The organism is Methanocalculus pumilus, from assembly GCF_055382585.1.
The window spans coordinates 1,209,500-1,235,430 of the sequence record NZ_AP042393.1 but is presented as its reverse complement, the minus strand read 5'-3'; the positions used below and the strand labels follow the sequence as shown (position 1 = coordinate 1,235,430).

General features: G+C 51.0%; 27 protein-coding genes and 1 tRNA gene. 10 read left to right on the top strand and 18 right to left on the bottom strand.

Annotated elements, in window-relative coordinates; genetic code table 11:
* Nucleotides 1-30 precede the first annotated feature (30 nt).
* The 13 genes from ACZ44I_RS06425 to ACZ44I_RS06365 all read right to left on the bottom strand — a co-directional run bounded on the left by ACZ44I_RS06425 (nt 31) and on the right by ACZ44I_RS06365 (nt 10,562).
* A tRNA-Met gene (locus ACZ44I_RS06425) sits at nt 31-140 on the bottom strand.
* 147 nt (nt 141-287) lie between these two features.
* Nucleotides 288-1,769, bottom strand: coding sequence for an acetyl-CoA carboxylase biotin carboxylase subunit (locus ACZ44I_RS06420; RefSeq protein WP_464551515.1), 1,482 nt, complete (start codon nt 1,767-1,769; stop codon nt 288-290).
* Nucleotides 1,766-3,508 (bottom strand): pyruvate/oxaloacetate carboxyltransferase, encoded by a 1,743-nt coding sequence (locus ACZ44I_RS06415; protein ID WP_464551517.1) that lies wholly within the window; start codon nt 3,506-3,508, stop codon nt 1,766-1,768. Before ACZ44I_RS06415 ends, ACZ44I_RS06420 begins: the two co-directional genes overlap by 4 nt.
* Before the next feature lie 76 nt (nt 3,509-3,584).
* Nucleotides 3,585-4,847: an ATP-binding cassette domain-containing protein gene (locus ACZ44I_RS06410; RefSeq protein ID WP_464551518.1), complete on the bottom strand. Its 1,263-nt coding sequence runs from the start codon at nt 4,845-4,847 to the stop codon at nt 3,585-3,587.
* Nucleotides 4,844-5,452: an ATP-binding cassette domain-containing protein gene (locus ACZ44I_RS06405; protein ID WP_464551520.1), complete on the bottom strand. Its 609-nt coding sequence runs from the start codon at nt 5,450-5,452 to the stop codon at nt 4,844-4,846. The genes ACZ44I_RS06410 and ACZ44I_RS06405 overlap by 4 nt, the downstream gene beginning before the upstream one ends.
* Nucleotides 5,449-5,952 carry a biotin transporter BioY gene (locus ACZ44I_RS06400; RefSeq protein ID WP_464551522.1) on the bottom strand — a complete coding sequence of 168 codons (504 nt, stop codon included), beginning with the start codon at nt 5,950-5,952 and terminating at the stop codon, nt 5,449-5,451. Before ACZ44I_RS06400 ends, ACZ44I_RS06405 begins: the two co-directional genes overlap by 4 nt.
* A 78-nt stretch (nt 5,953-6,030) precedes the next feature.
* On the bottom strand, nt 6,031-7,011 hold the full coding sequence (locus ACZ44I_RS06395) for a biotin--[acetyl-CoA-carboxylase] ligase (RefSeq protein ID WP_464551524.1): 981 nt from the start codon (nt 7,009-7,011) through the stop codon (nt 6,031-6,033).
* 5 nt (nt 7,012-7,016) lie between these two features.
* The gene (locus ACZ44I_RS06390) at nt 7,017-7,382 is read right to left on the bottom strand and encodes a DUF2111 domain-containing protein (RefSeq protein WP_464551526.1); all 366 of its coding nucleotides are present in this window, start codon (nt 7,380-7,382) and stop codon (nt 7,017-7,019) included.
* Between the two features lie 88 nt (nt 7,383-7,470).
* Nucleotides 7,471-8,010, bottom strand: a complete 540-nt coding sequence (locus tag ACZ44I_RS06385; RefSeq protein ID WP_464551527.1) for a hypothetical protein — start codon at nt 8,008-8,010, stop codon at nt 7,471-7,473.
* Between the two features lie 38 nt (nt 8,011-8,048).
* Entirely contained in the window at nt 8,049-9,482 is a 1,434-nt protein-coding gene (locus tag ACZ44I_RS06380; protein WP_464551529.1) for an RtcB family protein, read from the bottom strand.
* Nucleotides 9,483-9,493: 11 nt separating this feature from the next.
* Complete coding sequence (locus ACZ44I_RS06375) at nt 9,494-9,901, bottom strand: archease (RefSeq protein ID WP_464551531.1); 408 nt, start codon at nt 9,899-9,901, stop codon at nt 9,494-9,496.
* A complete protein-coding gene (locus tag ACZ44I_RS06370) occupies nt 9,891-10,145 on the bottom strand; it encodes a hypothetical protein (protein WP_464551533.1) in 255 nt (84 codons plus the stop codon). Before ACZ44I_RS06370 ends, ACZ44I_RS06375 begins: the two co-directional genes overlap by 11 nt.
* Nucleotides 10,146-10,247: 102 nt before the next feature.
* On the bottom strand, nt 10,248-10,562 hold the full coding sequence (locus ACZ44I_RS06365; RefSeq protein ID WP_464551535.1) for a DUF2551 domain-containing protein: 315 nt from the start codon (nt 10,560-10,562) through the stop codon (nt 10,248-10,250).
* Between the two features lie 322 nt (nt 10,563-10,884).
* On the opposite strand from ACZ44I_RS06365, the gene ACZ44I_RS06360 reads away from it, so the two are divergent.
* The gene (locus tag ACZ44I_RS06360; RefSeq protein ID WP_464576431.1) at nt 10,885-11,070 is read left to right on the top strand and encodes a hypothetical protein; all 186 of its coding nucleotides are present in this window, start codon (nt 10,885-10,887) and stop codon (nt 11,068-11,070) included.
* A gap of 16 nt (nt 11,071-11,086) precedes the next feature.
* Here ACZ44I_RS06360 and ACZ44I_RS06355 read toward each other — a convergent pair whose 3' ends face one another.
* Together ACZ44I_RS06355 and ACZ44I_RS06350 are read right to left on the bottom strand one after the other, a co-directional pair.
* Nucleotides 11,087-11,854: an ABC transporter permease gene (locus ACZ44I_RS06355; RefSeq protein WP_464551537.1), complete on the bottom strand. Its 768-nt coding sequence runs from the start codon at nt 11,852-11,854 to the stop codon at nt 11,087-11,089.
* A gap of 18 nt (nt 11,855-11,872) precedes the next feature.
* Entirely contained in the window at nt 11,873-12,778 is a 906-nt protein-coding gene (locus tag ACZ44I_RS06350; RefSeq protein WP_464551540.1) for an ABC transporter ATP-binding protein, read from the bottom strand.
* 131 nt (nt 12,779-12,909) lie between these two features.
* On the opposite strand from ACZ44I_RS06350, the gene ACZ44I_RS06345 reads away from it, so the two are divergent.
* Nucleotides 12,910-13,272 (top strand): hypothetical protein, encoded by a 363-nt coding sequence (locus tag ACZ44I_RS06345; RefSeq protein WP_464551542.1) that lies wholly within the window; start codon nt 12,910-12,912, stop codon nt 13,270-13,272.
* An 11-nt stretch (nt 13,273-13,283) separates the two neighbouring features.
* Here the strand turns inward: ACZ44I_RS06345 and ACZ44I_RS06340 are convergent, their stop codons facing one another.
* On the bottom strand, nt 13,284-14,666 hold the full coding sequence (locus ACZ44I_RS06340) for an MFS transporter (RefSeq protein ID WP_464551544.1): 1,383 nt from the start codon (nt 14,664-14,666) through the stop codon (nt 13,284-13,286).
* A gap of 290 nt (nt 14,667-14,956) precedes the next feature.
* On the opposite strand from ACZ44I_RS06340, the gene ACZ44I_RS06335 reads away from it, so the two are divergent.
* Genes ACZ44I_RS06335 through ACZ44I_RS06300 form a run of 8 tightly spaced genes read left to right on the top strand, consistent with a single transcriptional unit; the run spans nt 14,957 to nt 22,730 of the window.
* Complete coding sequence (locus ACZ44I_RS06335; protein ID WP_464551546.1) at nt 14,957-15,751, top strand: 2-amino-3,7-dideoxy-D-threo-hept-6-ulosonate synthase; 795 nt, start codon at nt 14,957-14,959, stop codon at nt 15,749-15,751.
* 2 nt (nt 15,752-15,753) lie between these two features.
* Nucleotides 15,754-16,539: a 2-amino-3,7-dideoxy-D-threo-hept-6-ulosonate synthase gene (locus ACZ44I_RS06330; RefSeq protein ID WP_464551548.1), complete on the top strand. Its 786-nt coding sequence runs from the start codon at nt 15,754-15,756 to the stop codon at nt 16,537-16,539.
* A complete protein-coding gene (locus tag ACZ44I_RS06325) occupies nt 16,536-17,522 on the top strand; it encodes a 3-dehydroquinate synthase II (RefSeq protein WP_464551549.1) in 987 nt (328 codons plus the stop codon). The genes ACZ44I_RS06330 and ACZ44I_RS06325 overlap by 4 nt, the downstream gene beginning before the upstream one ends.
* Nucleotides 17,500-18,354 carry a prephenate dehydrogenase/arogenate dehydrogenase family protein gene (locus tag ACZ44I_RS06320; RefSeq protein WP_464551551.1) on the top strand — a complete coding sequence of 285 codons (855 nt, stop codon included), beginning with the start codon at nt 17,500-17,502 and terminating at the stop codon, nt 18,352-18,354. The genes ACZ44I_RS06325 and ACZ44I_RS06320 overlap by 23 nt, the downstream gene beginning before the upstream one ends.
* Nucleotides 18,348-19,139, top strand: coding sequence for a prephenate dehydratase (locus ACZ44I_RS06315; protein ID WP_464551553.1), 792 nt, complete (start codon nt 18,348-18,350; stop codon nt 19,137-19,139). Before ACZ44I_RS06320 ends, ACZ44I_RS06315 begins: the two co-directional genes overlap by 7 nt.
* Nucleotides 19,136-20,419 carry a 3-phosphoshikimate 1-carboxyvinyltransferase gene (gene aroA, locus ACZ44I_RS06310; RefSeq protein WP_464551555.1) on the top strand — a complete coding sequence of 428 codons (1,284 nt, stop codon included), beginning with the start codon at nt 19,136-19,138 and terminating at the stop codon, nt 20,417-20,419. Before ACZ44I_RS06315 ends, aroA begins: the two co-directional genes overlap by 4 nt.
* Complete coding sequence (aroE, locus tag ACZ44I_RS06305) at nt 20,401-21,741, top strand: shikimate dehydrogenase (RefSeq protein WP_464551557.1); 1,341 nt, start codon at nt 20,401-20,403, stop codon at nt 21,739-21,741. The genes aroA and aroE overlap by 19 nt, the downstream gene beginning before the upstream one ends.
* Nucleotides 21,738-22,730, top strand: a complete 993-nt coding sequence (locus tag ACZ44I_RS06300; RefSeq protein ID WP_464551558.1) for a chorismate synthase — start codon at nt 21,738-21,740, stop codon at nt 22,728-22,730. The genes aroE and ACZ44I_RS06300 overlap by 4 nt, the downstream gene beginning before the upstream one ends.
* On the opposite strand, the gene ACZ44I_RS06295 is transcribed toward ACZ44I_RS06300, so the two are convergent.
* Nucleotides 22,717-23,355: a type I 3-dehydroquinate dehydratase gene (locus ACZ44I_RS06295; protein ID WP_464551560.1), complete on the bottom strand. Its 639-nt coding sequence runs from the start codon at nt 23,353-23,355 to the stop codon at nt 22,717-22,719. The genes ACZ44I_RS06300 and ACZ44I_RS06295 overlap by 14 nt on opposite strands.
* Nucleotides 23,352-25,910: a U32 family peptidase gene (locus ACZ44I_RS06290; protein ID WP_464551562.1), complete on the bottom strand. Its 2,559-nt coding sequence runs from the start codon at nt 25,908-25,910 to the stop codon at nt 23,352-23,354. The genes ACZ44I_RS06295 and ACZ44I_RS06290 overlap by 4 nt, the downstream gene beginning before the upstream one ends.
* Nucleotides 25,911-25,931: the final 21 nt, after the last annotated feature.

Here is a 25,931-nt window from a genome sequence, read left to right as displayed (position 1 = left end):
GAAATGGTGAAAAAACACAATCAGCAGAAGTGCTGCGAGGGGGATCCGAACCCCCGACCTCCAGATATCCCAGATGATGGCGCCTTCGATTGCTCAAAACCCTATGAGTCTGGCGCCCTAACCAGCTAGGCCACCGCAGCATCTGATGTATGCACGACTTGTGCATAATAAGAAGGGCGCCTGTTCGTAAATAGCTTGCCATATGCCTTCAGAAAACCGGATACACTGAGAAACCCGGTAAGAGAAAGAAAAAGAAAATAAATGGGATTAAATTGACGAATAATGGCTTATTTGCCCTTATTCATATGCTGGAGATAGACATTGACTGCTGCTGTAACCGCTGCGATCTCCTTTCCCTGACGGAGGGAAGCGGCAAGGGTCTGCATACGCGACTCTTCATCACGGTAGAAACTCTGGAGGTTCCGCATGATCTGCTGATCCGCAAGGAAATGTGTGTGGGTATTGCCCTGGATGAACTGTCGGTTATGCATCAGCGAGTGATGGAGTGGAAGGGTCGTCTTGACCCCCAGGATCACATATTCATAAATAGCTCTTCTCATCCGCTCTATCGCCTCAATCCGGGTGAGGCCATAGGAACAGAGCTTTGAGATCATAGAATCGTACTGGGGGGGGATTGCATACCCGACATGGATACCTGAATCAACCCTGACCCCGGGCCCGCCGGGAGAACGATACCGGACGATCTTACCAGGATCTGCGGCAAAATCATTCAGGGGATCTTCAGCATTAATCCTGCATTCGATTGCATGACCGCGGAGAGAGATCTCATCCTGTTCATATGCAAGAGGTTCACCGGACGCTATTGCAATCTGTTGGCGGACAATGTCGACTCCTGTGACCATTTCTGTGATGGTATGCTCCACCTGGAGACGCGTATTCATCTCCATAAAGTAATAATTACCTTCAGAATAGAGAAATTCAACTGTCCCGGCATTTGTGTAGTTACAGACCTTCGCAACCGTCAATGCAGAATCTGTCATCTTCTCCCGAAGCTCAGGCGTCATGATCGGACAGGGAGCTTCTTCAACAAGCTTCTGGTGCCGCCTCTGAATCGAACATTCACGCTCATAGAGGTGGATTCCCGTCCCATATCGATCAGATAACACCTGCACTTCAATGTGGCGGGGCTTGTCAAGGTATTTTTCGATGAAGATTGTCGGATCTCCAAAAGCAGACTGTGCGATTCTCATCCCTTTATCGATAGCCTCTGCAATACCGGAACTATCCCAGACGATCTGCATTCCGATACCTCCTCCACCGGCGCTTGCCTTCACAATGACAGGGTATCCAATCTCTTCTGCAAAAGCAATGCCTGCCTCAGACGAAGTAACTCCCCCCTTTGTCCAGGGCAACACCGGAACCCCGGCAGCGCTCATCGCCTCTTTGGAATCGAGTTTTGATCCCATCATGTGAATGGTCTTCGAAGATGGTCCGATGAATGTGAGGCCTGACTGCTCAACATGCTCTGCAAATTGATAGTTTTCTGCTAAAAAACCATATCCCGGATGAATTGCTTCTGCCTCACAGAGTGAGGCAACCTCGATGATTCGATTTTGGTTCAGATAACTCTTCGAGGGGTGTGCTTCTCCGATATGAAACGCTTCATCTGCATATTTCACATGGAGTGCATTTTTATCAGGGGTCGAATAGATTGCAACCGTCTCAATACCCAGTTCCCTACAGGCACGCATAATACGGATGGCGATCTCGCCCCGGTTTGCGATGAGCACCTTATCGAAGAAGGTCATTGGACCACCAGCAAAATATCTCCGTTTTGTACGACCGCTCCGGCATCGACAAAGATCTCCTGGACCTTTCCATCAACCGGGCTTTGAATCGGGTTCTCCATCTTCATGGCCTCAAGGATGATCAGTGTATCTCCTTTCTTCACCTCCTGACCGAGGCTCACTTTGATATCAAGCACCATCCCCTGTATATTGCTCTTGATACCACCGGGGAGATCCCCGCGTGGAATCTGCGATTTCACCGAACTGCCAACCGGAGAAGACAATGCACTACCTTCGACAGAGACGATCCGGACAGAGAAGATCTCCCCATCAACTTCAACCTCCATCGCATGCGGGAAATCAACAGATCCTGATCCCTCTTTCTTTGGAACGGGTATAGGCTCGGCGGTCTTCTCTCCTCTGAGAAATGCCGGGGCAATCGCCGGATAGAGGATATATGTCAGGACATCCTCTTCTTTTTTGACAAGACCCATCTCGGTTGCTTCTTTCTTCATGCTCTCATAGATCGGCGCAAGCAGATCTGCCGGCCGCACCGTGATCATCTCCTCTCCATCGATGATCTGTTGCCGGATTTCATCAGGAATTGGTGCAGGCGGACGTCCATACAGGCCATGTACATAATCCTTCACCTCTTTGGTGACATTCTGGTACCGCCCGCCCATCAGAACATTCAGAACAGCCTGTGTACCGACAATCTGGCTTGTCGGGGTGACGAGTGGCGGGTAGCCGAGATCCTTACGCACATGTGGGATCTCATCAAAGACTGCCTGCAGCTTATCGATTGCATCCTGCTCCTTGAGCTGGGAGACGAGGTTTGAGATCATTCCGCCCGGCAGCTGATAGACAAGGACATCGCTATCAATCCGCTCGGAGATGGGATCAACAAGTGCATTGTACTTCTTCCTGACATCCATACAGAGGTTCCGAACCTTTCGGAGTGCCAGGAGATCGATTCCTGTCTCACGCGGTGTGCCGATCACCGAGGCAACAATACTCTCGGTTGCAGGCTGTGATGTCCCAAATGCAAATGGCGACATCGCGGTATCCAGGATATCAACTCCAGCCTCAATTGCCGCCTGATAACTCATCGGAGCAATGCCGCTTGTAGAGTGGCTGTGGAGATCAACCAGCACATCCACACGCCTCTTTATCCCCTGGATAAGCTCACGGGTGGTTTCGGGCATGATCAGCCCTGCCATATCCTTGATGCAGATCGAATCGCATCCAAGTGAATAGAGCTCCTCAGCCATATCGATGAACGTTGCTATGGAATGCACAGGGCTTGTCGTATAGGATATTGCTCCCTGCATATGTGCTCCAACATCGGAAACAACCTTCATGGAGCTCTTCATATTCCGAATATCGTTCAGTGCGTCGAATATTCTGAATATATCGATGCCATTTGAATGGGCTGCTGTGACAAAACGCTCCACAACGTCATCGGGGTAATGCCTGTACCCGACAAGGTTCTGTCCCCGCAGAAGCATCTGAATCGGTGTATCCGGCAGTACTTCCTTGAGTGAACGAAGACGCATCCACGGATCGTCATTTAAAAAGCGGATACAGCTATCAAATGTAGCACCACCCCACGCCTCCACCGAAAAGAAACCAATCTTATTGATCTCTTTGGCAATCGGTATCATGTCTTCAGTCTGAAGGCGGGTTGCGATGAGCGATTGATGTGCATCCCTCAGCGTGGTATCTGTGATGTATACTCTGGAATCTTTTGATTTCGTCATCTAAACACCTCGTGGGCTGAGGAATTGTTAAAAATCGAGCCTCTCAGAAATTACACCTGATAGTATAAATAATTCTCTAAAATGACATTAAACTGTAAAACAAGGGAATTATGGCAATTAAAGTAAGTAGGAGGTCTCTTTTTCTTCCAGGAAAACAAGGTGCATAGGTACCCCCTCCATTAAAACCCCTGAGTGCGAGAAGGCGGGCAGTCTCATCCGATCGGCGTATATGCATCAGGAGCAATGATATGGAAGCAGGAATGAACGTTTTAACTCCAATTTTCAATCCTTTTATTGAATATGCCCTTCGAATCTGCTGAAGATCTGAGCCTGCGAGGTATATCCCCTGCATCGCCATCTCAGCCGCAAGCCCGATATCAAAACCCCTCCGTTCTGTTCCTGCCCAGACAAAGAGATCCAGCATTTCACCTCCCCTATAATCCGTATATACCCAGAATGAGATGAAGAGGATCACTCCCATCCTGATACCATAGGATAATCCATCCCCGGTAAAAAATTCTGTTACGAGAGCAGGCAAAAGGATGAGCATTCCAAGAGCGAGTATGAGATGCCTGTCTGGAACCTCCCACTTTCGCCAGCAGGCAACAAACCACCAGAGAAGTGCAAGGATTGCCCCTCCAATTGAAAGAAACGCTCCAAGCGAGAGGAGGATCACGGAGAGGAGCCTGAGACGCCCATCTCCAAAAACAGGAGGTTTCTCCTTGAAGTCTGTGGACTTCTCAACGGCTCGCTCCAGTATTCCAGGAACAGCGTTTGCCGGATAGAGAGAGCCGTTCCTGATACTGAGATGAAATCCACTCTCAGGAAGGATCTCACGTTCATGGGTAAAGATGATGGTTATGCCCGATGTTCTGTTTTCAATCATCGTGCAGAGCTGTTGCTTCATTTCGGTGTCAAGGGAGGAGAAGGGCTCGTCAAGAATGAGGAGATCGGGCTCTCTGGCGAAGACACACGCGAGGGTGACCCTTTTTAATTCTCCCCGGGAGAGCTGAAGCGGGTCACGCATAAACAGGGTTTCCGGTAGGATTGCACTCTCTGTCATATCTGGATCCACGCCCCATGATCGGATCTCTTCGAGCACGGTTGCCCCGGTGATATGGTATTCAGGAAACTGCAGGGAGATGGCTTCTGAGGTAATGCCGATTTTATGAATACTCCCTGAATCAGGCTGGAGATGTCCGGAGAGGATGAGAGAGAGCGTACTCTTCCCCGATCCGATGGGACCCGTAATCAGGTAGATGCCAGGTATAAAATCCTGGTTCACCGAGAGGGCGAACCCTCCCTGCTGAAAAGTGATCTCCTCCAACACGACTTTCATCTCAGATCATCCCGGATAATCTCCCCATTCTCCAGAAATAATATATGATCAGATTCTGCTGAAATACCTCTGTACTGGCTGCTTTGGAGTGTATAATCCGGGGGATGTGAGTGTATTGCCTCCTGAACCCTCCATGCAGTTTCACTGTCAAGGTGTGAGTCCGCCTCATCGATAACGAGGAGAATGGGATCGATGACAAGAGCACAGGCAAGGGCGACGAGCACTTTCTCCCCACCCGAGAGTGTCCGGGTTTTTCTATCCAGAAGATGCGTAATTGAAAGCCGATCTGCAATCTCTGCTGTTCGTTCCTCAATATGATCGATCGAATCATGCCGGAATCTGAGTGGCGCCGCAATCTCATTGAAGACCTGATCAAACAGGATATTTCTGTCAGGGAACTCAGATACCCAACCTATGTCCAGAGATCTCGGGGAAAGACTGTCGATCAGAACCGATCCCTGCTCCGGGAGATGGATCCCGGCAGAGAGAGAGAGCAGCGTTGTCTTGCCCGCCCCATTTCGGCCAAGTACTGTCGTTATGCCCCTGGGTATCTCATATGAGGGAATACGGAGTATGCCATGGGAAAGATCCTTAATTGATATCATGTAATCCTTTTACCGATGACAAGTGCTGCTGCTCCTTTGATTATGTCACCGGGTATGAATGGAATGACGCCGATCATGGCTGCTGCAACAAATGGCATCCCGGTTGAAACCGAGAGCCATGCAGTACCTAGTGCATAAATAGTGATGCTGGCTGCTGCAATCGCTGCAATACCAGTAAATTTAACCTCTTTTTCAAGCAGAAGCCCGGCAATAAGTGCTGCTGGAATAAAACCGATGATATATCCTCCTGTGGGTCCAAGAAGAACTCCAATCCCTGCGGTTCCATTATGAAAGACCGGAAGGTTACAGATCCCAAGAAGGACATACAGGGCAACCGGCAGGACTGCATATCTCTTCATAATAACTGCTGCGAGGAGGATGAAGAGTGTCTGGAGTGTGAAGGGAACGAGAGGGAGGAAAGGGATTGTGATTGCGACCCATCCTCCGATTGCAATAAGTGCGGTAAATGTTGCTGTTCTTGTCAGCATTTGTGCATACATTAAATTGCCATACATCGTCAACCTGATCATCATTTGACGGTTTACGATAAAAAATATGGTATTAAAAAAAGCCTGAGATCAGAGAAGATAGCAATCTCCGGCGATGACGCGCTCGATCTTTCCGTTATCTTTCCGGATGATGAGGGCACCATGCTCATCCAGATCGATTGCTTCACCTTCAAATGTCTTTTTGAGTGTCCTGATCTCTACTCTGTGTTCAAGTGTGCAGGAGAGACTCTTCCATTCACGGATAAGAGCTTCGTATTCATTCCTCTCAAGAAGATTATACCGGCGTTCAAACTCCGTCAGCACCCTTGCAAGGAATTTTGCCCTGTCGACTTCATATCCGAGCTCTTCAGAGATGGAGGTGACTTCCCGGTTTAATACCGGCATAAGATCAGATACCGAGACATTTACATCAATTCCGATACTCAGGAGGCAGTAGTGTATGACATCCGCTTCGGCTGAGAGTTCAAGGTGCATGCCTGCAACCTTTTTATCTCCAATGAAGATGTCATTTGGCCATTTGATCAAAGCTCCGATGTCATATTCCTTCCTGATAGCACGTGCAACTGCTACTGAGGCGGCCATCATGATCATGTAGGCACGCGAGATTGGAATCGAAGGCTTCAGAAGGATGGTTGTCCAGACTCCTCCGGCAGGAGATGCCCATGATCGGCCGAGCCTCCCGATACCACCGGTCTGCTCTTCAGCAATGATGACAAGCCCCTCTTCAATCTCATCATCTATCTCACGCATCATCTGCTTGCCGAGCCAGATTGTTGAGGGGGTGGAGATGGCATAATGAAGATCTGATCCGATCCTTTTTGTCTTCAGGTGGCGTTTTATTTCATACGGAAGAAGGCGTTTTGTCCTCTGTGCGACATGGTATCCTTCTTTCTGTGATGCCTCGATCTCATATCCGAGATCGCGAAGTTCCTGAATATGTTTCCAGACCGCAGATCTGCTGATGCCAAGTTCCTTACTGATTTTTTCTCCGGAGATCTTTTCCCCGGAACGATCAAGAATCCTGAGGACATTATACGCAGCGTTTGTCATGGCTTTTACCTTTTTGAACTGATTTGTTCGGATTCTATCGGGCAGGGATCAGTTCCGCATACCTGACGGAGGATAAAACTCTGGTGTTCCATCAGTGTTGCAAGATCAAAGATGCCGGTAATATCAACAACTCCGATTGCACCAATCGCCTCTCCGTCCCTGTCGCGAAGAGGTGCAACCACCACGGGAACCCCTTTGTATATGCCGGTCTCCGGCCGTCTCTTGATCAGCTGATTTTTAGCAATCGCTTCCTCCAGAACCGGACCGGTATAGGACCGGTCAATGACTTTTCCCTCTTCAATCCTGATTCCGGGTTTGTCTGCCGATTTACCTGTAACCGGGAGTCCTGAGACGATCGTATGGATTGTCATTAATACAGGCTCCAGATCATCGGGAGATGAATTGTGGGCAATGGTATACTGATGCATCATCCAACACTAAGAACCATACCTGCTCCATCTAAAAGAAGGTTTCCTTTCTACAGGCACAGAAGCTCGTAAGAAATGCCCGTGACGGGTATTCATGGACTGTTGTCAGAATAACGCGACCGGATCCCACCTCCTCTTCAATGAGGATTGGGTGGCCATCATGCGTGGTTGCAACAGGATCGCCATGGTACCCGGTACAATACCCGTCGCATTCGAATGCATCAAGGTCATAGCCTTCAAGTAGTGAGGCTGAATCAGCTTCTTTTTTGATTGTAATCTTCTGTGGCCCATATTCAAAATGGTATCCAACCGGAAACGGAAGCCAGTCATAACAGTCGGGGATATCGCCTCCCCCTCCAAAAACAAGGATCTCTCCGCCAGATTCAAGAAAACGCTTCATCCGGCTTTTTGTAGCTCTGAGGGCAGGGAGGACACGTGAATACTCCTTATTTGCAAAGCCTGTCGGAACGATAAGTGCTCCAAATGCCCCCCTATAGAATGGGGCTGCAAGCAGTTGTGGTGTGACCAGCTCACAACAACCCACACAGTCGTCGATCAGCCTCTGAAACATGAGTTTATCCTCCCATATAACCGCCGGAGATCCATTCATCATCCTTTGATCACCCCAAGTGGCAGGAATGTTGCAATGATTCTGGAGAGTCCTGCCTCATCGACGACGCGCACAACTTCATCGCTTGGTTTGTACATTGAGGGGGCTTCTTCAGCGATGGCATCGCCAGAAGGTGCCATGACAATTATCCCCTTCTTTTTGAGATCTGCTGCCACCTCGTTTCCATTGAGAGCATTCCTGGCAGCTTTCCTGCTGCTGACCCTTCCCGCTCCATGGCAGGTGCTCCCAAAGGTCTTCTGCATGGCAGTTTCTGTTCCTGCAAGCAGATAGGAGGCAGTTCCCATGCTTCCCGGTATAATTACAGGCTGGCCGGTTGCCTGATATTTCTCCGGCAACTCGGATCTTCCAGGTCCAAAAGCGCGTGTTGCCCCTTTTCTGTGGACACATACGCGCTGCTCTTCACCCAGGACAGTATGCACTTCCCATTTGGCAATGTTATGTGCAACATCATAGATGAGCGGCATCTCTTTGTAATCAATACCAAATGTGCCCTCAAAGAGCAGACGGAGTTCATGAGTAATGATCTGGCGGTTTGCCCAGGCATAATTTGCAGCTGCTGCCATTGCACTGAAGTAATCCTGCCCTTCTCTGGAGCTCAGGGGGGCACAGGCGAGTTGTTTGTCAGGGAGCCTGATCCCATATTTTTTCGATGCCTTCTCCATGCTCCTGATGTGATCAGTACATACCTGGTGTCCAATCCCACGTGATCCGCAGTGAATCATGCAACAGATGGTGCCCTCAGTGATGCCAAAAGCCCGCGCGGTCTTCTGATCCTGTATGCTGGAAACAACCTGTAGTTCAAGGAAATGGTTTCCCGATCCAAGTGTACCGCATTGGGGAATACCCCTTTTACGGGCTTTCTCACTCACCAGATCGGGGTTGGCTTCTTTCATGCAACCATTCTCCTCGCAGAGAAGTGCATCCTCTGAAAGCCCGAGACCTTCATTGATGACAAAAGTGGATCCTCCACTGAGAAGCTCATCCAGCCTGGATCCCGAGAACCTGAGAGCTCCTTTTGATCCGACACCGGTTGGAACCTTCTTGTAGAGTTTGGAGATGATGGATCGTCTATCCTCAAGATCAGCCAGGGTGAGCGGTGTTGCGATCAGTCGCACACCACAGTTGATATCAAATCCAACACCGCCGGGTGAAACAATCCCCTCATTTTCAGAGAAAGCAGCCACGCCGCCGATAGGGAACCCGTATCCCCAGTGAATATCGGGCATGCCAAATGAATGTCCGATGATTCCGGGTAGTGTTGCAACATTGGCAAGCTGGCGTGCTGCACCTTCCTCCAGTGTTCTGCCTAGAGATTCAGAGAGGAAAAGCCGACCCGAGACACGCATATCGGGGACATATCCAACTGGTATCTCCCATTCATGCACACCGGCTTGTTGAATCCCGTTCAGCATCGCAGATCACCTCATATGTCAAAGATAATCTCAGCAGAGATCATCTTATCAATCTTCCTGATGAAGAGATCCGAGTATGAGATACCCTTGACTTCCCGTCCTCCTCCATGTCTTTCAGGGTCAAATGTCTCTCCACGGATAGTAGCAGACAGCCCGCCCTCGATAAAAACCACTTCTGTTTCACAGACAACAAACGATTCAACTTCAGAGATGAAGAGGAGTTCGGATAAAAACTCCCATAACAGATCCTCAATGGTATCCGCGGAAACCTGAAGTCCTCTCTCTCTTTCTATCCTGCAATCTCCTGAATAGAGGGTACAGAAGAGTGCAGAAGATGCAGTTCTGAAGAGTTCTTCATAACTCTCTGCTCTGATGCGTATTTTAACATCAGCTGTATGTTCAAGCTCTTCAAAACTCATCTGAATGTCCGTAGCTGAAATAACGGGGAACCATCTGCATGGTGATCGACTGGATCCATTTCACCTGGTAACGTGAGACATAGAGGGTGTAATCTCCGACAGCTATTGGTATGTCTGACGATTTTGGATTTTTTATAGATGTTGGGAGGAGAATCGGACCTCCACAGGATGTACACACCCTAAAGTCACATCCTCGTTCCTTTATATAAGCGCGAACATCATCATCAACGGTGATCTCCGGCATTTCAGGTATATCTCCAAATGGTCTCCTCATGTATCAGATTAATGGGAAGGCGTTGATTAAAATAGTTCTGTTAGAGCCAGAGTTTTTCCTAAAAAAGAGTGTTCAGGTTGTTGCAACAACACGGGTCATGAGATCAAGATACTGTTCTTTCACCTCATAGATGCTGGTTGTTCCCTCGACATTCCGCCGAACATGAAGAATTCCAATGCGGGAAGCAATGGTCCCGACCATGGATGCTACTGCTTTGATACTGATACTGAACCTCTCATTCAATCGTGCATGGATCTCAGAGATGGTAAGTGAACGTATACGTATGAACATTGTAAGCAGTTCTTTCCGAATGCCTGATTTATCTCTTGAGAGGTACGCCTTGAGACGTGCTTCGATCTCCTTTTTAATCTCCCCCGCTGAGAGCATACAGTGTATACTCCTCTGTTACTATATATATGTATCGCTTTTATCTTGTGAAAAAATTGATTATTAAGTAAAAAGAGTCGATTGAAATCTCTCTTCTATCAATGAATACAAAATAGATCAGTGTTATTATAATGATGGTCTTTGTTTGTTCAGGTATATGCAGAAATGATATCTCTGTCCAAATTTTGTTTCATACAATATAATTTATATATGATTTGTATTCATCATAATCTATTCCTTTAGGAGTTCATCTTCTGAACAAAACGTTCTTCGAAGGCAAAGAATACACTGGTCATATACATATTGTTGGGAAGTGGATTTAGTGACAGATCATCGCTGTTCAATCTGTGGAGCAGAGGCAGTTGGTTGCCAGGTATATGGCTGCTGCGGATCATATGTCTGCCTTCTGCATGCGGATGCAGATCTCCAGAGTCTCAAGCATGGAGAAAGGAAGGAATGGGGAGCCTGTTATTACCTCAGGTTCCCCGAATCCAAAACAGATGAATGATGATTATATCTTCAGATCAGTCCTCAAGTCTCCGCTTCATCAGGTTGATCCCGATAATAAAGAATAACAGGGCAACAAGAAGCACCCAGACAATATTATAGAGGAGCATCGGGGAGAACTCTGCCATCGTAATCGCCCTGTTGACATTGACAATATTTGCAAGCGGTAAAAAGCCAAAAGCGAAGTACTGGATTGTCTGGGGAAGGATGCCAATAGGAAAAAAAGTCCCTGAGAAGAGGAACATCGGGGTGATAAAGAGGAATGCCGGGTAATTGAGTGCGTCAATTCCCGGAGTGACTGCTGTGAAGCAGATTCCAATGGCCGAAAACAGGAATCCTGCCGGGAATGCAAAAGGAATCAGCAGGAGCGATGTCGGCATGTCGATCACCCCGAAGAGGAAGAGTACCGGGATCATCAGGGTAGCATAAATTGTTCCCCGTGTTGCTCCCCAGAGGATCTCCCCGGTGATCACATCTTCAATCGATAAGGGGGTGGCAATCATCGCATCAAATGTCTTCTGGTAATACATCCGGACATAACTCGAGTAGGTACATTCAAAGAATGCCGAGTACATCACTGATATCGAGACAAGAGCTGGTGCAATGAAGACCGGATAGGGTATGCCATCCACATCCTGGATCAGGGCGCCGACACCATATCCAAGGGCAAGAAGGTAGAGTACCGGCTCAACAAACGGGGGAATGAAATTGACCTGGTATGTCTTGATAAATGCATCCAGGTTCCGCCGCCAGACCGCCAGCGACCCCCTTGAAATTTCGCTCAAACCACCGTATGCCACAGCTCACTCCCTCAATGTTCTTCCCGTCAGCTTCAGGAAGACGTCCTCAAGGGTTGCCCTCCTGACCGTGATACGTTCCCGGCGACATCTCTCCATCAGGATTTGTGCAACGATCTGCGGGTTGTCTCCCTGCACCTGTATGGTGTCTCCAAATACTTCATACTCTATCCCTTCCCCCTTCAGGCAGGCGATAATCTCCGGGTTTGCTTCCGCCTCAACAATCTCCTCACACGCATATTTTCTGACAAGCTCGGCCGGGCTCCCTTCAACAAGGATCTTCCCGGAGTCCATGATAACGAGCCGATCACAGAGCCGCTCAGCCTCATCAAGGTAATGTGTGGTCATCAGAAGGGTACAGCCACGTGACCGGAGATGGCGGAGCTTCTCCCAGATGAGGTGGCGTCCCTGGGGATCAAGGCCGATTGTGGGCTCATCAAGGATCAAAAGTTCCGGCTCGTTCATCAATGCACGTGCAATGATTAGCCGCCGTTTCATCCCGCCTGAGAGCGTCTCTATCGGCGCGTCACGTTTCTCAGAAAGCTGCATGAATTCGAGGAGCTCTTCTGCCCTCCCTTCAGCTTCAGTTTGAGGTATTCCAAAATAGCGTGCATAGACAGTGAGATTCTGAAATGCAGTGAAATCCGGATCGGGATTATTCTCCTGTGGCACCACCCCAAGCCGCTGCTTGATTCTACGGGGATCTCTGTCGGTATCCATCCCAAATACCATAAGATCCCCCCCGGTTCGTTTTGATACGCAGTGGATCATCTTCATTAGAGTCGTCTTGCCGGCACCGTTTGACCCAAGAAAACCAAATATCTCACCTTTCTGAACAGAAAAGCTGATGCCATCAACTGCGGCAAGGGTGCCAAAGTATTTCTCAAGATTATGTGCAGTGATAATCTCCATAGGCAATCGCTTTTCCATGAGCCTCTTGTTAATCGGGAATGATGATTCTGATCCTCTCATATGCCAGCACGCACAAACAATCTGGTAGATAGCGTTTGACAGGGTTACGAATCGGTACTTCAGGAGAACATATGAGCTGGCAGGATATTGCTATTACGATCATCACATTCCTTCTTGCAGTCATGCTCCTCCCCCAGCTTCAGGATGTCCTGCATCGTGGAGCGGTAGTGAACTTCTTTACTGCGAGTTTTACGAGCCTGCTCGCATATATCCTCAGCGTAGTCTTTGCATCACTTGGACTCTGGATATCGGTCATTGGCCAGACCACTGTTGCATCAATATGGTTCCTTCTTGCGTATTTCTCGGTCAGAAATGTTCGGGATGATCAGTATCCGGACAAGTCACTCTTCTTTGTTGCACGGGATTTCCTTTCTGTATGGATGATGGGAACCGCTTTTACAATTTCTGATTTCGCAAGAAAAATCCTGAAATAATGCAAACCTGCTTACGCCGCCCGACCTCGTGCTAATGAGATGAGAACGCCGGCCATACAGAGGAGTGCATAGATAAGAAAGGCATATTTCTGTGCATTCAGAAACCCGGATGATTGTTCGACGCCGATCTCAACAGCACCGATGAAGAAGGTAAAGAGAAAGAGGCTGATTCCCATTGAAAGAACCATTCCAAACTGACGCATCGTGGCAATAGTGCCGGAAGCAATACCATATTCGCTTTTTTCTACCGATCCCATCACCGCATTGGTATTTGGGGATGAGAAGAGGGCAAACCCAAAACCAAGGAACAGAAGTGCCATAATGATGACGGGCATGGTCGTCTCTGCCGTAATTCCCGCAAGAATTAAGAGCCCGATGGCATTCAGCCCCATACCGGCAGATGCGATGTAGCGGGGCTCTATCCGATCGGAGAGCCTCCCTGCCCACGGGGAGAAGAGTACCTGCATCAGGGGCTGGCTCACAAGCACCAGTCCGGCAGATTTTGGATCAAGACCTTTGATGATCTGGAGGTACAGGCTGAGAAGGTATCCGATTGCAAAGGTCGCACTATAGTTGATAAGTGCGGCGATATTTGAGAACGTAAAAACACGGTTGTTTTTGAAGATCCTGATATCAAAGATCGGATTGTGTATCTTTGTTTCATGCGAAAGAAAGATGGGAAGGAGGAGGAAGAAGAGGATGAGTGCTACCACTCCCTCCTGAGAGGTGATCGAGGTGATCCCAAATATCCCGCAGAAAACCACCCCTCCATAGAGGAAGGCTCCGATAAGATCGAATGGTGGGGCACCGGCATCTGCCCAGTCCACCGTAATCCAGCGTGTGACAGCGAAGATGACGAAGATACACAATGGCACGAGAATGAAGAAGAGGCTCCTCCATCCGAGGTAATGAGTGAACAGCCCGCCAATGACCGGACCAAGCGAGAGGCCGGCATAGACGCCGGTTACATTAATCCCAAGTGCCCTGCCCCGGTGCTCTTTTGGAAAGACTGACGAGACGATGGCAACAGATGTTCCGAAGATACAGGCGCTTCCTATTCCCTGAAGTCCACGAAGTGCTATGAGTACCGGAAATGTCGGTGAAAAGGGTATGAGAAATGATGTGAGTCCGGTTATTGCGATCCCGATGAGGAAGACTTTTTTTCTCCCGTATATATCGCTCAGTTTTCCAACAGGTATGAGAAACATCGCCGAACACAATAAAAAGATGGTCGGAACCCATCCGAGCTGGATTGCATCAGCTGAAAATTCTGCTGCAATCTGGGGCAGGGCGAGATTGACCATTGAGCCGATGAACGGTGTCAGGAATGATCCCAGCGTCGAGATGATCAGAATTAAGCGTAGCCACGATCGATTATCGGATGGTTCCAACATAAGTCGAATACGTGTTTGAATTCGGACCCGATTAATCCATGGGTATTCTGCTTACCCACACCTTTTTATATTGTTCACGATAACAATACTATAATGCGTGGTGGATGTTTTTTCGCCGGTGAATGCTTTTATCTCCGGTAGCTTCGCATCTGTTCTTTTCGCAGACATTCTTCTGAAGGTTGACTCCCAAGCGGAGGCTTTCTTTGGTTTTTATCGTTTTTTTAGCTATGCCTGAAGACACCAATGTTTAATCTGGTGTCAGAAGGCAGTATGTGTGTTGTGGTTATACTATGCATGGAAAAGATATTCGCATGGAACGGATCATGGATCGAAAGTCGGGGAAGATGATCATCGTCCCGCTCGACCATGGGGTATCGCAGGGCCCGATAACGGGTTTGATTGATCTCTGTGGAACTGTTGACGCAGTCGCAGAAGGTGGGGCAACCGCAGTACTTGGGCATGTCGGCCTTGCCCTTCACGGACACCGTCGATCAGGAGAGGATATCGGTTTGATCCTGCACCTCTCCGCCAGCACCTCGCTTGGACCGGATCCCAATAACAAGGTGATCGTAAATACCGTTACCCAGGCAGTGAAGATGGGGGCAGACGCCGTCTCGGTGCATGTCAATATCGGTGCAGATTCCGAGGCATCGATGCTTTCCGATCTCGGAAGGATCTCAATTGAATGCATGGAATGGGGGATGCCACTCCTTGCAATGATGTACCCGAGAGGCAGGAAGATAACTGACGAAAACGGATGCGAATACGTAAAGCTTGCTGCACGTGTGGCATCTGAGCTTGGGGCCGATATCGTCAAGACGGTGTACACGGGAGATCCGGATTCCTTCCGCGAGGTGACAGAAGGGTGCAGCGTGCCGGTGGTTGTTGCCGGGGGCTCAAAGATGAGTGATATCGAGATACTTCAGGTCATCGAAGGGTCAATGATTGGAGGAGCAGCCGGGATCTCAATCGGGAGGAATGTCTTCCAGCACAAAAATCCAAGAGCATTCCTGCATGCGGCACGGGCTGTATTGATGGAGAAGAGGACAGCCGAAGAGGCCCTCGAGATACTCAGGGGGAGTTGAAAATGATCGGAAAAGAGATACGTCTTGAGCGGATTATGGATAGAAATACCGGACGGGCGGTTATAATCCCAATGGATCATGGTTTTACCCTCGGCCAGATAGAGGGGCTGCTTGATATGCAGACAGTGGTCGATGAGGTGAGTGCAGGAGGAGCAAATGCCATTATACTCCATAAAGGAATGGTGAAGGGTGGCCACAGGAGACGCGGCCGTGATATCGGCCTGATCGTCCACCTCTCTGCAAGTACCTCGATGAATCCTGATCCAAATGACAAGGTCCTGATCTGTACTGTTGAAGAGGCGATCACCCTTGGAGCCGACGGGGTATCTATCCATATTAATCTCGGGGCGCCACAGGAGTCAAAGATGATCGAGGCGGCAGGTGTTGTCTCCCAGGAATGCAGCCGGTGGGGTATTCCTCTGCTGATCATGATCTACCCTCGTGGTGAGGGGATCGATCCAAATGATCCACGTGCAGTTGCCCACTGTGTCAGGGTGGCAGAAGAGCTGGGTGCGGATCTGATCAAGACAAACTACCCGCAGGATGAGAAGGCATTCAGGCAGATCATCGCTGCATGCTCGGTTCCCGTGCTCGTTGCCGGAGGAGAGAAGGGAGGGGATCTCGAATCCCTGAAGATGATCGATGATGCAATCAATGCCGGGGGTGCTGGTGTCTGCATGGGGAGAAACGCATTCCAGAGGAAGAACACCACCGAGTTTGTCAATACCATCTGCCGGGTTGTACATGACCGTGAAAAACCGGATAAAGCTCTTGGGAGGCTTTCATGAAGGAGTTCTGGGTTGATATCCGCCCATGGAATAAAGAGGCAGCACTTGCCGCAATCGAGGGTGGAGCAACAGCCCTTCTCCTCAACAGTAGTGAAGAGGCGAAATCTCTTGCAAGAATTCCCATCATTGCGCCGGATGGCGATCTCATCGAAGGAAGGGATTTTCACCGGATTGAGATCATCGACAAGGCAACCGAAGAGCAGGCAGCAGATTATGCCAGGGTGGGCCATGTCATTGTACGTACAACCGACTGGACGGTCATTCCACTGGAAAACCTTGTTGCGGTATCTGATAGGATCATTGCAGAAGTCACCGGTGCGAAGGAGGCAGCACTGGCTCTGGGCATCCTTGAGAAGGGTGTCGGCGGGATTCTGCTCAACTCACAGGATCCGGAAGAGATCCGGTCCGTAGCCACACTGCTTGAAACGGATGCCGGCACTCTGCCCCTCCTCCCCCTGACAATTACCAGAATCTCACCTGCCGGGATTGGTGATAGGGTCTGTATCGACACCTGCTCCCTCTTTGATGAAGGTGAAGGGATGCTTGTGGGGAATACATCATCTGCCCTCCTCCTCGTTGCTGCTGAAACCCTTGAGAATCCCTATGTCTCCCCCCGCCCATTCAGGGTGAATGCGGGTGCTGTGCATATGTACATCCTCTCCCCTGATGGCAAAACGCGCTACCTATCCGAGATAGTCTCCGGAGATACAGGATGTGCCGTAACCGGGGAAGGGCAGAGCCGTACGGTCTCTGTTGGGAGAGTAAAGATCGAGCGCCGCCCCCTTCTCCTCGTTGAAGCAGAGCATGAGGGACGGGTTGCAAGTGCGGTCATCCAGAATGCCGAGACGGTCAGGCTTGTCGGGGAAGATGGTGTTGCGCGAAGCGTTGTTGAGCTGAAGGAGGGAGATTTGGTGCTTGGGCACCTGATGACCGGAGGACGGCACTTTGGAGTTGCCATCGATGAGACCATCCTTGAGAGATGATGGCCGCACCATCGGGATCATTGGCGGAACCGGAAGGATGGGTACCCTCTTCAGGCAGATATTCGAAGATGCAGGCTGCCTCGTAGAGGTGATCGGCAGAGCCCCGGCTTCTGAGTACCGCGGGCTTGCCGGGCGATGCAGTGTGGTGCTGGTTACCGTTCCCATTTCTGCAACCGAAGAGGTGATCAGATCAGTTGCTCCCGTTCTGGAGCATGACCAGCTGATTGCAGATCTCACCTCCATTAAGGAGAAGCCGGTTGCTGCAATGCTGGAGTCAAAAGCCCAGGTGATCGGCCTTCATCCGCTCTTTGGCCCGAATATGGCAACGATAGAGAACCAGAAGCTGATCATGACACCTGCGAGGGCTGATCCAAAGACCCGACTATGGCTACAGGGGATATTAGAAGCAGTAGGCATGCTGGTTCATCAATCGACACCAGGGGTACATGACAGGGCGGTGGCGGTGACACAGGGGATCATCCATCTTCAGAACATTGCAATGGCCCACATGCTCAGGAGCATGAATTGTTCACTTGAAGACCTCCTCCCATTTGCCACCCCGAATGCCCATGCCACCTTTGCCTTCATGGCACGGACGCTCTCACAGGACAGCAGCCTGTATGGGGGTATCCTCCAGGGAAATCCGTCAGTTGAAGAGGCGATATCCGCTTATCTGAAAGCTGTCAGAGAGGTGGGGGAGATGATTCTACAGCATGATCCTGAGGTATTCAGGAAGGAATTTGATAAGGATGCTGCACACTCCGCCTCATTTCAAAAAGAGGTAATTCCTCTCACCGACCGCCTCCTTGATCAGGTGGTGAGCGAGTGGTAATAGCAGTCCTTGGACCTGCCGGGACATTCAGCCATGAAGTAGCTGTCCGGCTGAGCGGGGCCGAGCCGCTCCTCCTTCCGACCATATCTGCGGTTTTTGCACTTGCTGAGAAGGGAGAGGCAATTGGTATTGTTCCCATAGAGAATAGCGAGGCAGGAGGTGTCGGCCCGACCCTTGACGGGCTCTGCAGGTACGATGTGAAGATCACAGGAGAATGCTATTCTCCGGTCCACCATTCCCTTGCTTCATCTGTTTCGATTGAAGATGTAACAGAAATTTATGCACATCCACAGACACATGAGCAATGTAGTAAGGCATTTGACCGCCTCGGCCTGCCGGTGATCCACACAAGCAGCAATGCAGCCAGTGCTCTCAAGACACTGGAGAACAGGCATGGTGCTGCTGCCATCTCTGATGCGGCAGCAGAGTATTATGGCATCCCGATCATCCTCAGGGGAATTGAGAACAGCGCCTCAAACACCACCCGGTTCATCAGGATCGAGAGGAATGGATACTCAGGAGAAGGTATCATCAAATGTAGTATCCTGATAGATCCAGAGCAGGATGTTCCGGGTCTTCTTCATGCACTCCTGAGCCCCTTTGCCAAACGTAATATCAATCTCTCACGGATCGAATCACGGCCATCCGGACGCGGAATCGGCAGTTATCGTTTCTTCCTGGATTTCGAGGCAGGAGAAACAGCACAGGAAGCTCTGAATGAACTGAAGAAGACCGTTCATGTCAGGGAATTTGGATGTTATCCGAAGCTCGTGGTGCAGTTATGATCGTGAGACTTGAGAAGAGGGATACGCCTGTCGATCTACGGGTGAGGGCTCCGCCATCCAAGAGCTATACGCACCGGGCACTCATCGCTGCCGCACTGGCAGAGGGCGATTCAATGATCATTGAACCTTTGGTAGCAGAGGACACCCTCCTCACCCTCTCTGCCCTCAGGCAGCTGGGTGTTGCCATTGAAGAGCGTGAGAATGGACTCCTGATCCATGGTACTGGGGGAGTCCTCTCCCCGGGTGGAAGAGTTACCATTGATCTGAAGAATTCAGGGACAAGCATGCGGCTCCTCGCATCAGTTGCACTGCTTGCAGATCAGCCTGTCATACTCACCGGGAGTGAGAGGATGTGTGAGCGGCCGATTGGGGATCTCGTCTCTGCATTGAATGCAATCGGGGGGCAGGTCAGGTATCTCGGCAGAAGCGGGTATCCTCCTATCGAAGTATCTGGGCGGATTCTTGGTGGGATGGTTGAGATCTCTCCTGAGATAAGCAGCCAGTTCGTCACCTCGCTATTAATGGCAGCTCCCTATGCAGAGGAGGACCTCACCATCTCGCTCAGGGGCCAGTCCGTATCTGCCAGCTACCTCGATATTACCCTTGACCTTATGGCTTCATTTGGCATATCTGTCAACTCCGATGCCGGGAAAACGTTTCCGGTTGCATGTGGGAAGCCATTTGTCGGACGACGCTATGAGGTTGAAGGCGATTACTCGTCTGCGTCCTACTTCTTTGCGATCGCAGCGGTCTGCGGGGGTGAGGTCGCTGTTACAAACCTGAAACCAACATCTCCACAGGGAGACCGGCAGTTCCTCTCTCTCCTAAGGGAGATGGGATGCACGATCTCTTCTTTTGAGAACGGGTACCATCTCATCCGGGATGGCCCGCTCACCGGGATCACCTGTGATATGTCCGGGATGCCGGATACTGTCCAGACGTTAGCAGCAGTGGCACCGTTTGCCAGTGGCAGAACGGTGATCCGGGGAATTACACATCTCAGGTATAAAGAGAGTGACAGGATAGCAGCAATTGAACAGGTATTATCCGTTTTCGGCGCAGGTGTAGCTACATCCGGGGATTCCCTTTCAATTACTCCCGGAAAACTGCACGGGGGTATGATCGATCCGGCAAACGATCACCGGACCGCAATGAGTGGGGCAGTCCTTGGCCTTGGGATTGGAGGTGTATCAATCCATGATGCAGAATGTGTCAGCAAATCCTATCCGGAATTCTGGGATATCCTGAAAGGAGCAGGTTTATGGAACGGTATGTCTTAATCGGGCTTCGCGGATCCGGAAAATCTGCTATCGGAAGGAGGATGGCAGAAAAGCTCCATATACCCCTCTATGATACCGATGCTTTGATTGAGGAGAGGGCAGGACGGAGCATCCCGGAGATCTTCTCTGATTCTGGAGAAGAGGTATTCCGGCAGATGGAGCGGGAGGTGATCGCCTCTCTTCCGGATGGTCCTGCTGTCATTGCAACCGGCGGCGGCGCGGTGATGGATCCGGAGAATGCTCGCAGACTCCGTCGAAAAGCACACATCATCCTCCTGACAGCAGATGAAGAAACCCTTCACTCCCGGATACAGGGGAGCAGCCGTCCGGCACTCACCCTTCTTTCGGATCTGGATGAGATCCGCCATCTTTCCGGGGTGAGGATGCCGGTCTATCGCGGTCTGGCCGATCTCTGCATCGACACCGGCTCAATCAGGGCTGATGAAGCCGCAGCCAGGATCATCCACCTGAATGGGATGCGAAGACGGAATCCGGAACTCTTTGCAGAGACCCTGGCAGAACTCAATTGCGATACCCCGGATGATCTCATCAACTGCCCGCTTATCTTTGGGATCACCGGAAACCCCGTCTCCCATAGCAGGAGCCCGCACCTCTATAATGCACTCTTTCCTGAATATGCCATACCTGGAAAGTACCTCTTCATCCCGGCGAAATCGGCAGAGGATGCAATCCGGATTATGCATTCACTTGGAGCGAAAGGGCTATCTGTCACGATCCCATTCAAAGAGATGATGATCTCCTGTATCGATGAGCCGGATGCGGATGCCCGGGCTATTGGCGCCGTCAATACGGTCATCTCCTGTAACGGGCGGCTCTATGGACACAATACCGACTGGATCGGCATCCGTGAGCCCATCCGCGATCTTCGTGGAGGAGATGCCCTGGTTCTGGGTGCAGGGGGAGCAGCTGCAGCCGCAGTCTATGCTCTCCAATCGCTTGAGATGGATGTTACCATTGCAAACAGAACAGAAAAGCGTGGTGAGGTGCTTGCAGAGCGGTTTGGATGCAGGAGTGCCCCGCTCTCCTCCTCGATTAACGCCGATCTGATCGTCAATGCGACCCCTGTCGGGATGAAGGAGGGTGACAACTCTCCGGTTCCACCCGGATTATTGAAACCGGATACAATCATCTTTGATCTTGTCTACACCCCCCCCATGACTCCTCTCCTCAGGGAAGCCGAAACAGCGGGATGCCGGATCATACAGGGCACAGAGATGTTCATCCATCAGGCGCGGGCCCAGTTTACCATCCTCACCGGAATCGATCCCGGAATCGAACGAATCAGGGGGGTGCTCTCATGAACACCTTCGGCCACCTCTTCTGCTGCACCACATTCGGCGAGAGCCATGGTCCCGGACTCGGGGTGGTGGTGGATGGTTGCCCCCCCGGCATACCGCTCACTGAAGATCTGATCCAGCCATACATGGATCGACGGCGTCCGGGCCGGGATCCGACCATGTCGCCTCGGGCAGAACCCGATCATGTGGAGATCCTCTCCGGAGTTTTTGAAGGCAGAACCACCGGGATGCCGATAGCGATACTGATCCGATCAGTTGCACAGAGAAGCGGTGATTACGATACTCTCAGATCGATCTTCCGTCCGGGACATGCGGATTACACCTACCATAAGAAGTACGGGTACCGCGATCACCGGGGTGGCGGGCGGAGCTCAGGGCGGGAGACGGCGGCACGTGTGGCTGCGGGTGCAGTTGCATTCCAGTGCCTTTTCAATCAGGGGATCTCGATTCGATCCCGAATACTGGAGATTCATGGCAATTCCAATCCCGATCAGTTCGAAGAGGAGATCCTTGTGGCAAAGGAGGGCGGCGATTCAGTCGGCGGCATCTTCGAGCTTTTTGCTGAGGGTTGCCCGGCAGGGCTTGGAGATCCGGTCTTTGGAAAACTGGATGCTGCTATTGCCGGTGCGATGATGGGGATCGGCTCGATCAAGGGAGTTGAGATCGGGGAAGGGTTTGCTGCTGCACGGATGTCTGGAAGCGAACATAATGATCCGATCAGAAAGAGCGGCTTTGCCACAAACCATTCAGGGGGGATCCTCGGCGGCATCAGCAATGGAGATCCTATCGTTATCCGGTGTGCTGTGAAGCCGACACCCTCGATCTCGCTTCCACAACAGACAATCAATTCGGAGGGTGAGGAGGTCGAGATATCAATAAGGGGGCGTCATGACCCCTGTATTGTGCCAAGGATCCTTGTTGTTGCCGAATGCATGCTTGCACTCGTGCTTATAGATGCAGTTCTGATGCAGAAGAGGTTCACTGGCTTTTGAGCAGGAGCCCGATAATCTCTCTCATCTCCCTGATATGATACTGTCCGGCAGCAGTCGCATTCCCGGCATGGCAATAGGCCCACTCTGATCCTATCACCAGGAGAAAGGGCCTCAGCCATGCATACCCGGATCCCATGATCGAGATGCAGATCGGTTTTTCCGCTCCACTGGTATATCCAAGGAGTGCAATCGCATCTTCATTCGTTTTCGGTGAGACGACAATCTTTGGGATCTCACCATATGACCGGAGCTCTTTTTCGCAGAGTGAGAGCTGATCTGAGTCCGGCATCTCTTCAGTGTGATACGAGGCGATGATTCTCTTCTGCTGCGATCGCACCCAGTCTGCATGATGAGAGAACCGACGCTCGATATCAACCATATCTGCATAGGGAATAAGTCTCTCTATGCGGTGTTTCCATTCGACTGTATCCCCGCCAAACTGTCCACCCTCACGTACACTCCTGATTGTTAGGAGCAGCAGTCCTTTCCATTTTGATCTGATCGCCTGAAGGTTTGCCGGCGTGCAGGTCTCCATCAGGTCAAGCCTGAGTTCGATTGCCCATGGATCCCCGGCTGCTGCACCCTCAAATTGTGAGAGGTCATTGATTGATATGATATACTTCATCTGAAACCACCACCAAGGAAGGGACCTGTTGTGATTCCCCCCCATGAGATCGAACGGATATCATTTTTTAGCTGATCGATAGTGCCACCTGAGAGAGCTGAGGAATAAGCCCGGCATATGGTAGTGGCATACTCTTCAGTTCTGGACCTGAGCTCAATTCCGAGAATTGCAATTCCGGCATCAAGGATCAGATCCAGATGATCGATGAGGCAGGTCTCAACGGCATTTCCTATAATTGTCCTGCACTCGCTATCCACCCTGAGCGGAAATGATCGTCCTGTCTGATCCATAATGGCTGCGAGATGTGATCCGGTATGTGACGGGCAGGGGTATCTCCCATATGCAATACAGTGTTCGGTGATCATTGCCGGAACCGATCCCTGCACAAAGAATTCAACCACTTCATCATCCCCGATGCAGAGGCTCTGAAGTTCTGCCAGTGAGATCTCTCGTGAGAGGGCAAGTGAGTTGTGTGCTGGTTTGAGTGCTTCGAGCGCAGAGTGGTTGGTGATATTCAGTGCAGAAGATCCGGCAACCGCCATCTCCGGAACACGTGCCCGCACTGCCTCGGAGACACCCACACCCCCGACCATCACTCCATCGATTCCGGCAGCAAACAGATCATCCAGAAGGGGCAGGGCAGCATCAAGGAATCTCCGGCGTGTGATATCAGGGAACTTCCAGAAACAGGCTGCCCCATGCTGATGGCAGAGTTCCATCACTGAGATAAGTCCATTTCTGACCGCGTCCTGCCATTCTGAAAGATCAAGCTTCTGCCTTCTTCCACATGAGGAGAGCGCGATTGCTGGTTCATAATAGATCCGTCTGCATCCGCCTGCAAGCGCACCCCTCACCTGATCGATTGAGTCGGCATAGGCGGCGATCACCGGGGGATCGGATCGCCTGACAGCGGGTGGTCTTATCTCTTTCCTGAAGCGCCTGAGTCGCTCGCTGGCTTCTTCCACTTCTTCAAAAGCGGGCTCAGCAGATCGGATCAGGGCTTTTTCTGCTTTGGCAAGGAGCTCTCTCCTGAGTGCAGTAATCTCCTGTATGGGAAGGAAGAGCCCGCCATCATAGTGCAGCTCTTCGATAACAGCCTCAAAGTGTGTCCCGCCGGTGCGGGTTAGGAGATCTGAGATCGTTTCCGCAGTCAGCGGCCGTGTCCTCGCCTCTGCCATCGGGGAGGCAGACCGTGCGGTGACGATGATCTCCTCACTCTTCATTCCCCTGAGATGACCGGCCACAGAGAGATGCCCCTCATCCATCCTAATGAAAAGCGATATCCTGACCTTCCTGCCGCCACCACATCCAAAGGTTGCGATAATTGCTGCGGCTGCCTGCTCCACAGAGGCACGCCTGTTGATTGCAACCACCATCCCCCTCTTCACGGGAACCGGGACCTTGATCCGCATTCGTCCGCTTTCAACTCGAAGATTGGTCCGGATCTCACAGCCGATATCTTCCTCTCCATCTTTTGAGAAGACGATCCCATCCCCTCTCTCCGGGTGTGGTGCCTCAAGATCCCCGATGACTGCCTCCCCGCGCTCACGATCATACCACTGGACAGTTCCAAACAGAACACCCCGGTTATCAGGGCGTTCCTCTGAGACGAATGCTGATCCCATTCCGCCAAAGAGGTGTCCCTCAGTAAAGCCGCGATTAAATGCAAACTGTGCTGTGAGGAGTTCCTCAGGATCGGGTAAGAATATCCCGGATTGAATCTGATCGAGTGCCCTCCGGTAGATCGAGGTGACGGTTGCCACATATTCAGGGGATTTCATCCTCCCTTCAATCTTGAGTGCCGCGACATCCATCATCTCAGGCAAACGGGGATAGGTTGCGAGATCCTTGGGTGAGAGGAGGTATCCCGGATCCCTCTCCTCGCAATCAGGAATTATTCTCCCAAACCGATCTCCTGATCCGATGACCGGAATGTATTTCCGGCGGCATGGCTGGGCGCAGGTGCCCCGGTTTCCGCTTCGCCCGCCGATGACAGAAGAGAGAAGGCATTGTCCCGAGTACCCCATGCAGAGAGCACCATGCGCAAAGAGTTCCAGTCCTATGCCAAGCGCCTCTGCCTCATGCTGCATACTTCTGACTTCATCGATAGAGAGTTCCCGCGCAAGGACTACACGGCTGATCCCATGCGCTGCCGCATATCTGAGCCCCTCGATGGAATGGATCGTCATCTGGGTTGAGGCATGGAGCGTGAGCTTTGGCATAATCCGGCGTGCAATCGAGAGCACCCCGTGATCCTGAATGAGGATGGCATCGGCTCCGATCCTATAGAGGAAGAGCAGGTATTCGGCCACAGCAGGCAGTTCATCATCAGATGCGAGGGTATTGACGGTGACATAGACCTTTATAGAACGGGCATGGGCATCCTGTATCGCCTGTACAAGTGCGTCATCATCGAAGTTGGCAGCATATGCCCGTGCGCCGAAACGGCTGCCTGAGAGGTAGACCGCGTCTGCTCCTGCTGCAACGGCAGCCTCAAATGCCCCGCGGGATCCGGCAGGTGCCAGAAGCTCAGGGATGTGTGTACTCCTCTCCATTATGCATACTTTTGGCACAGA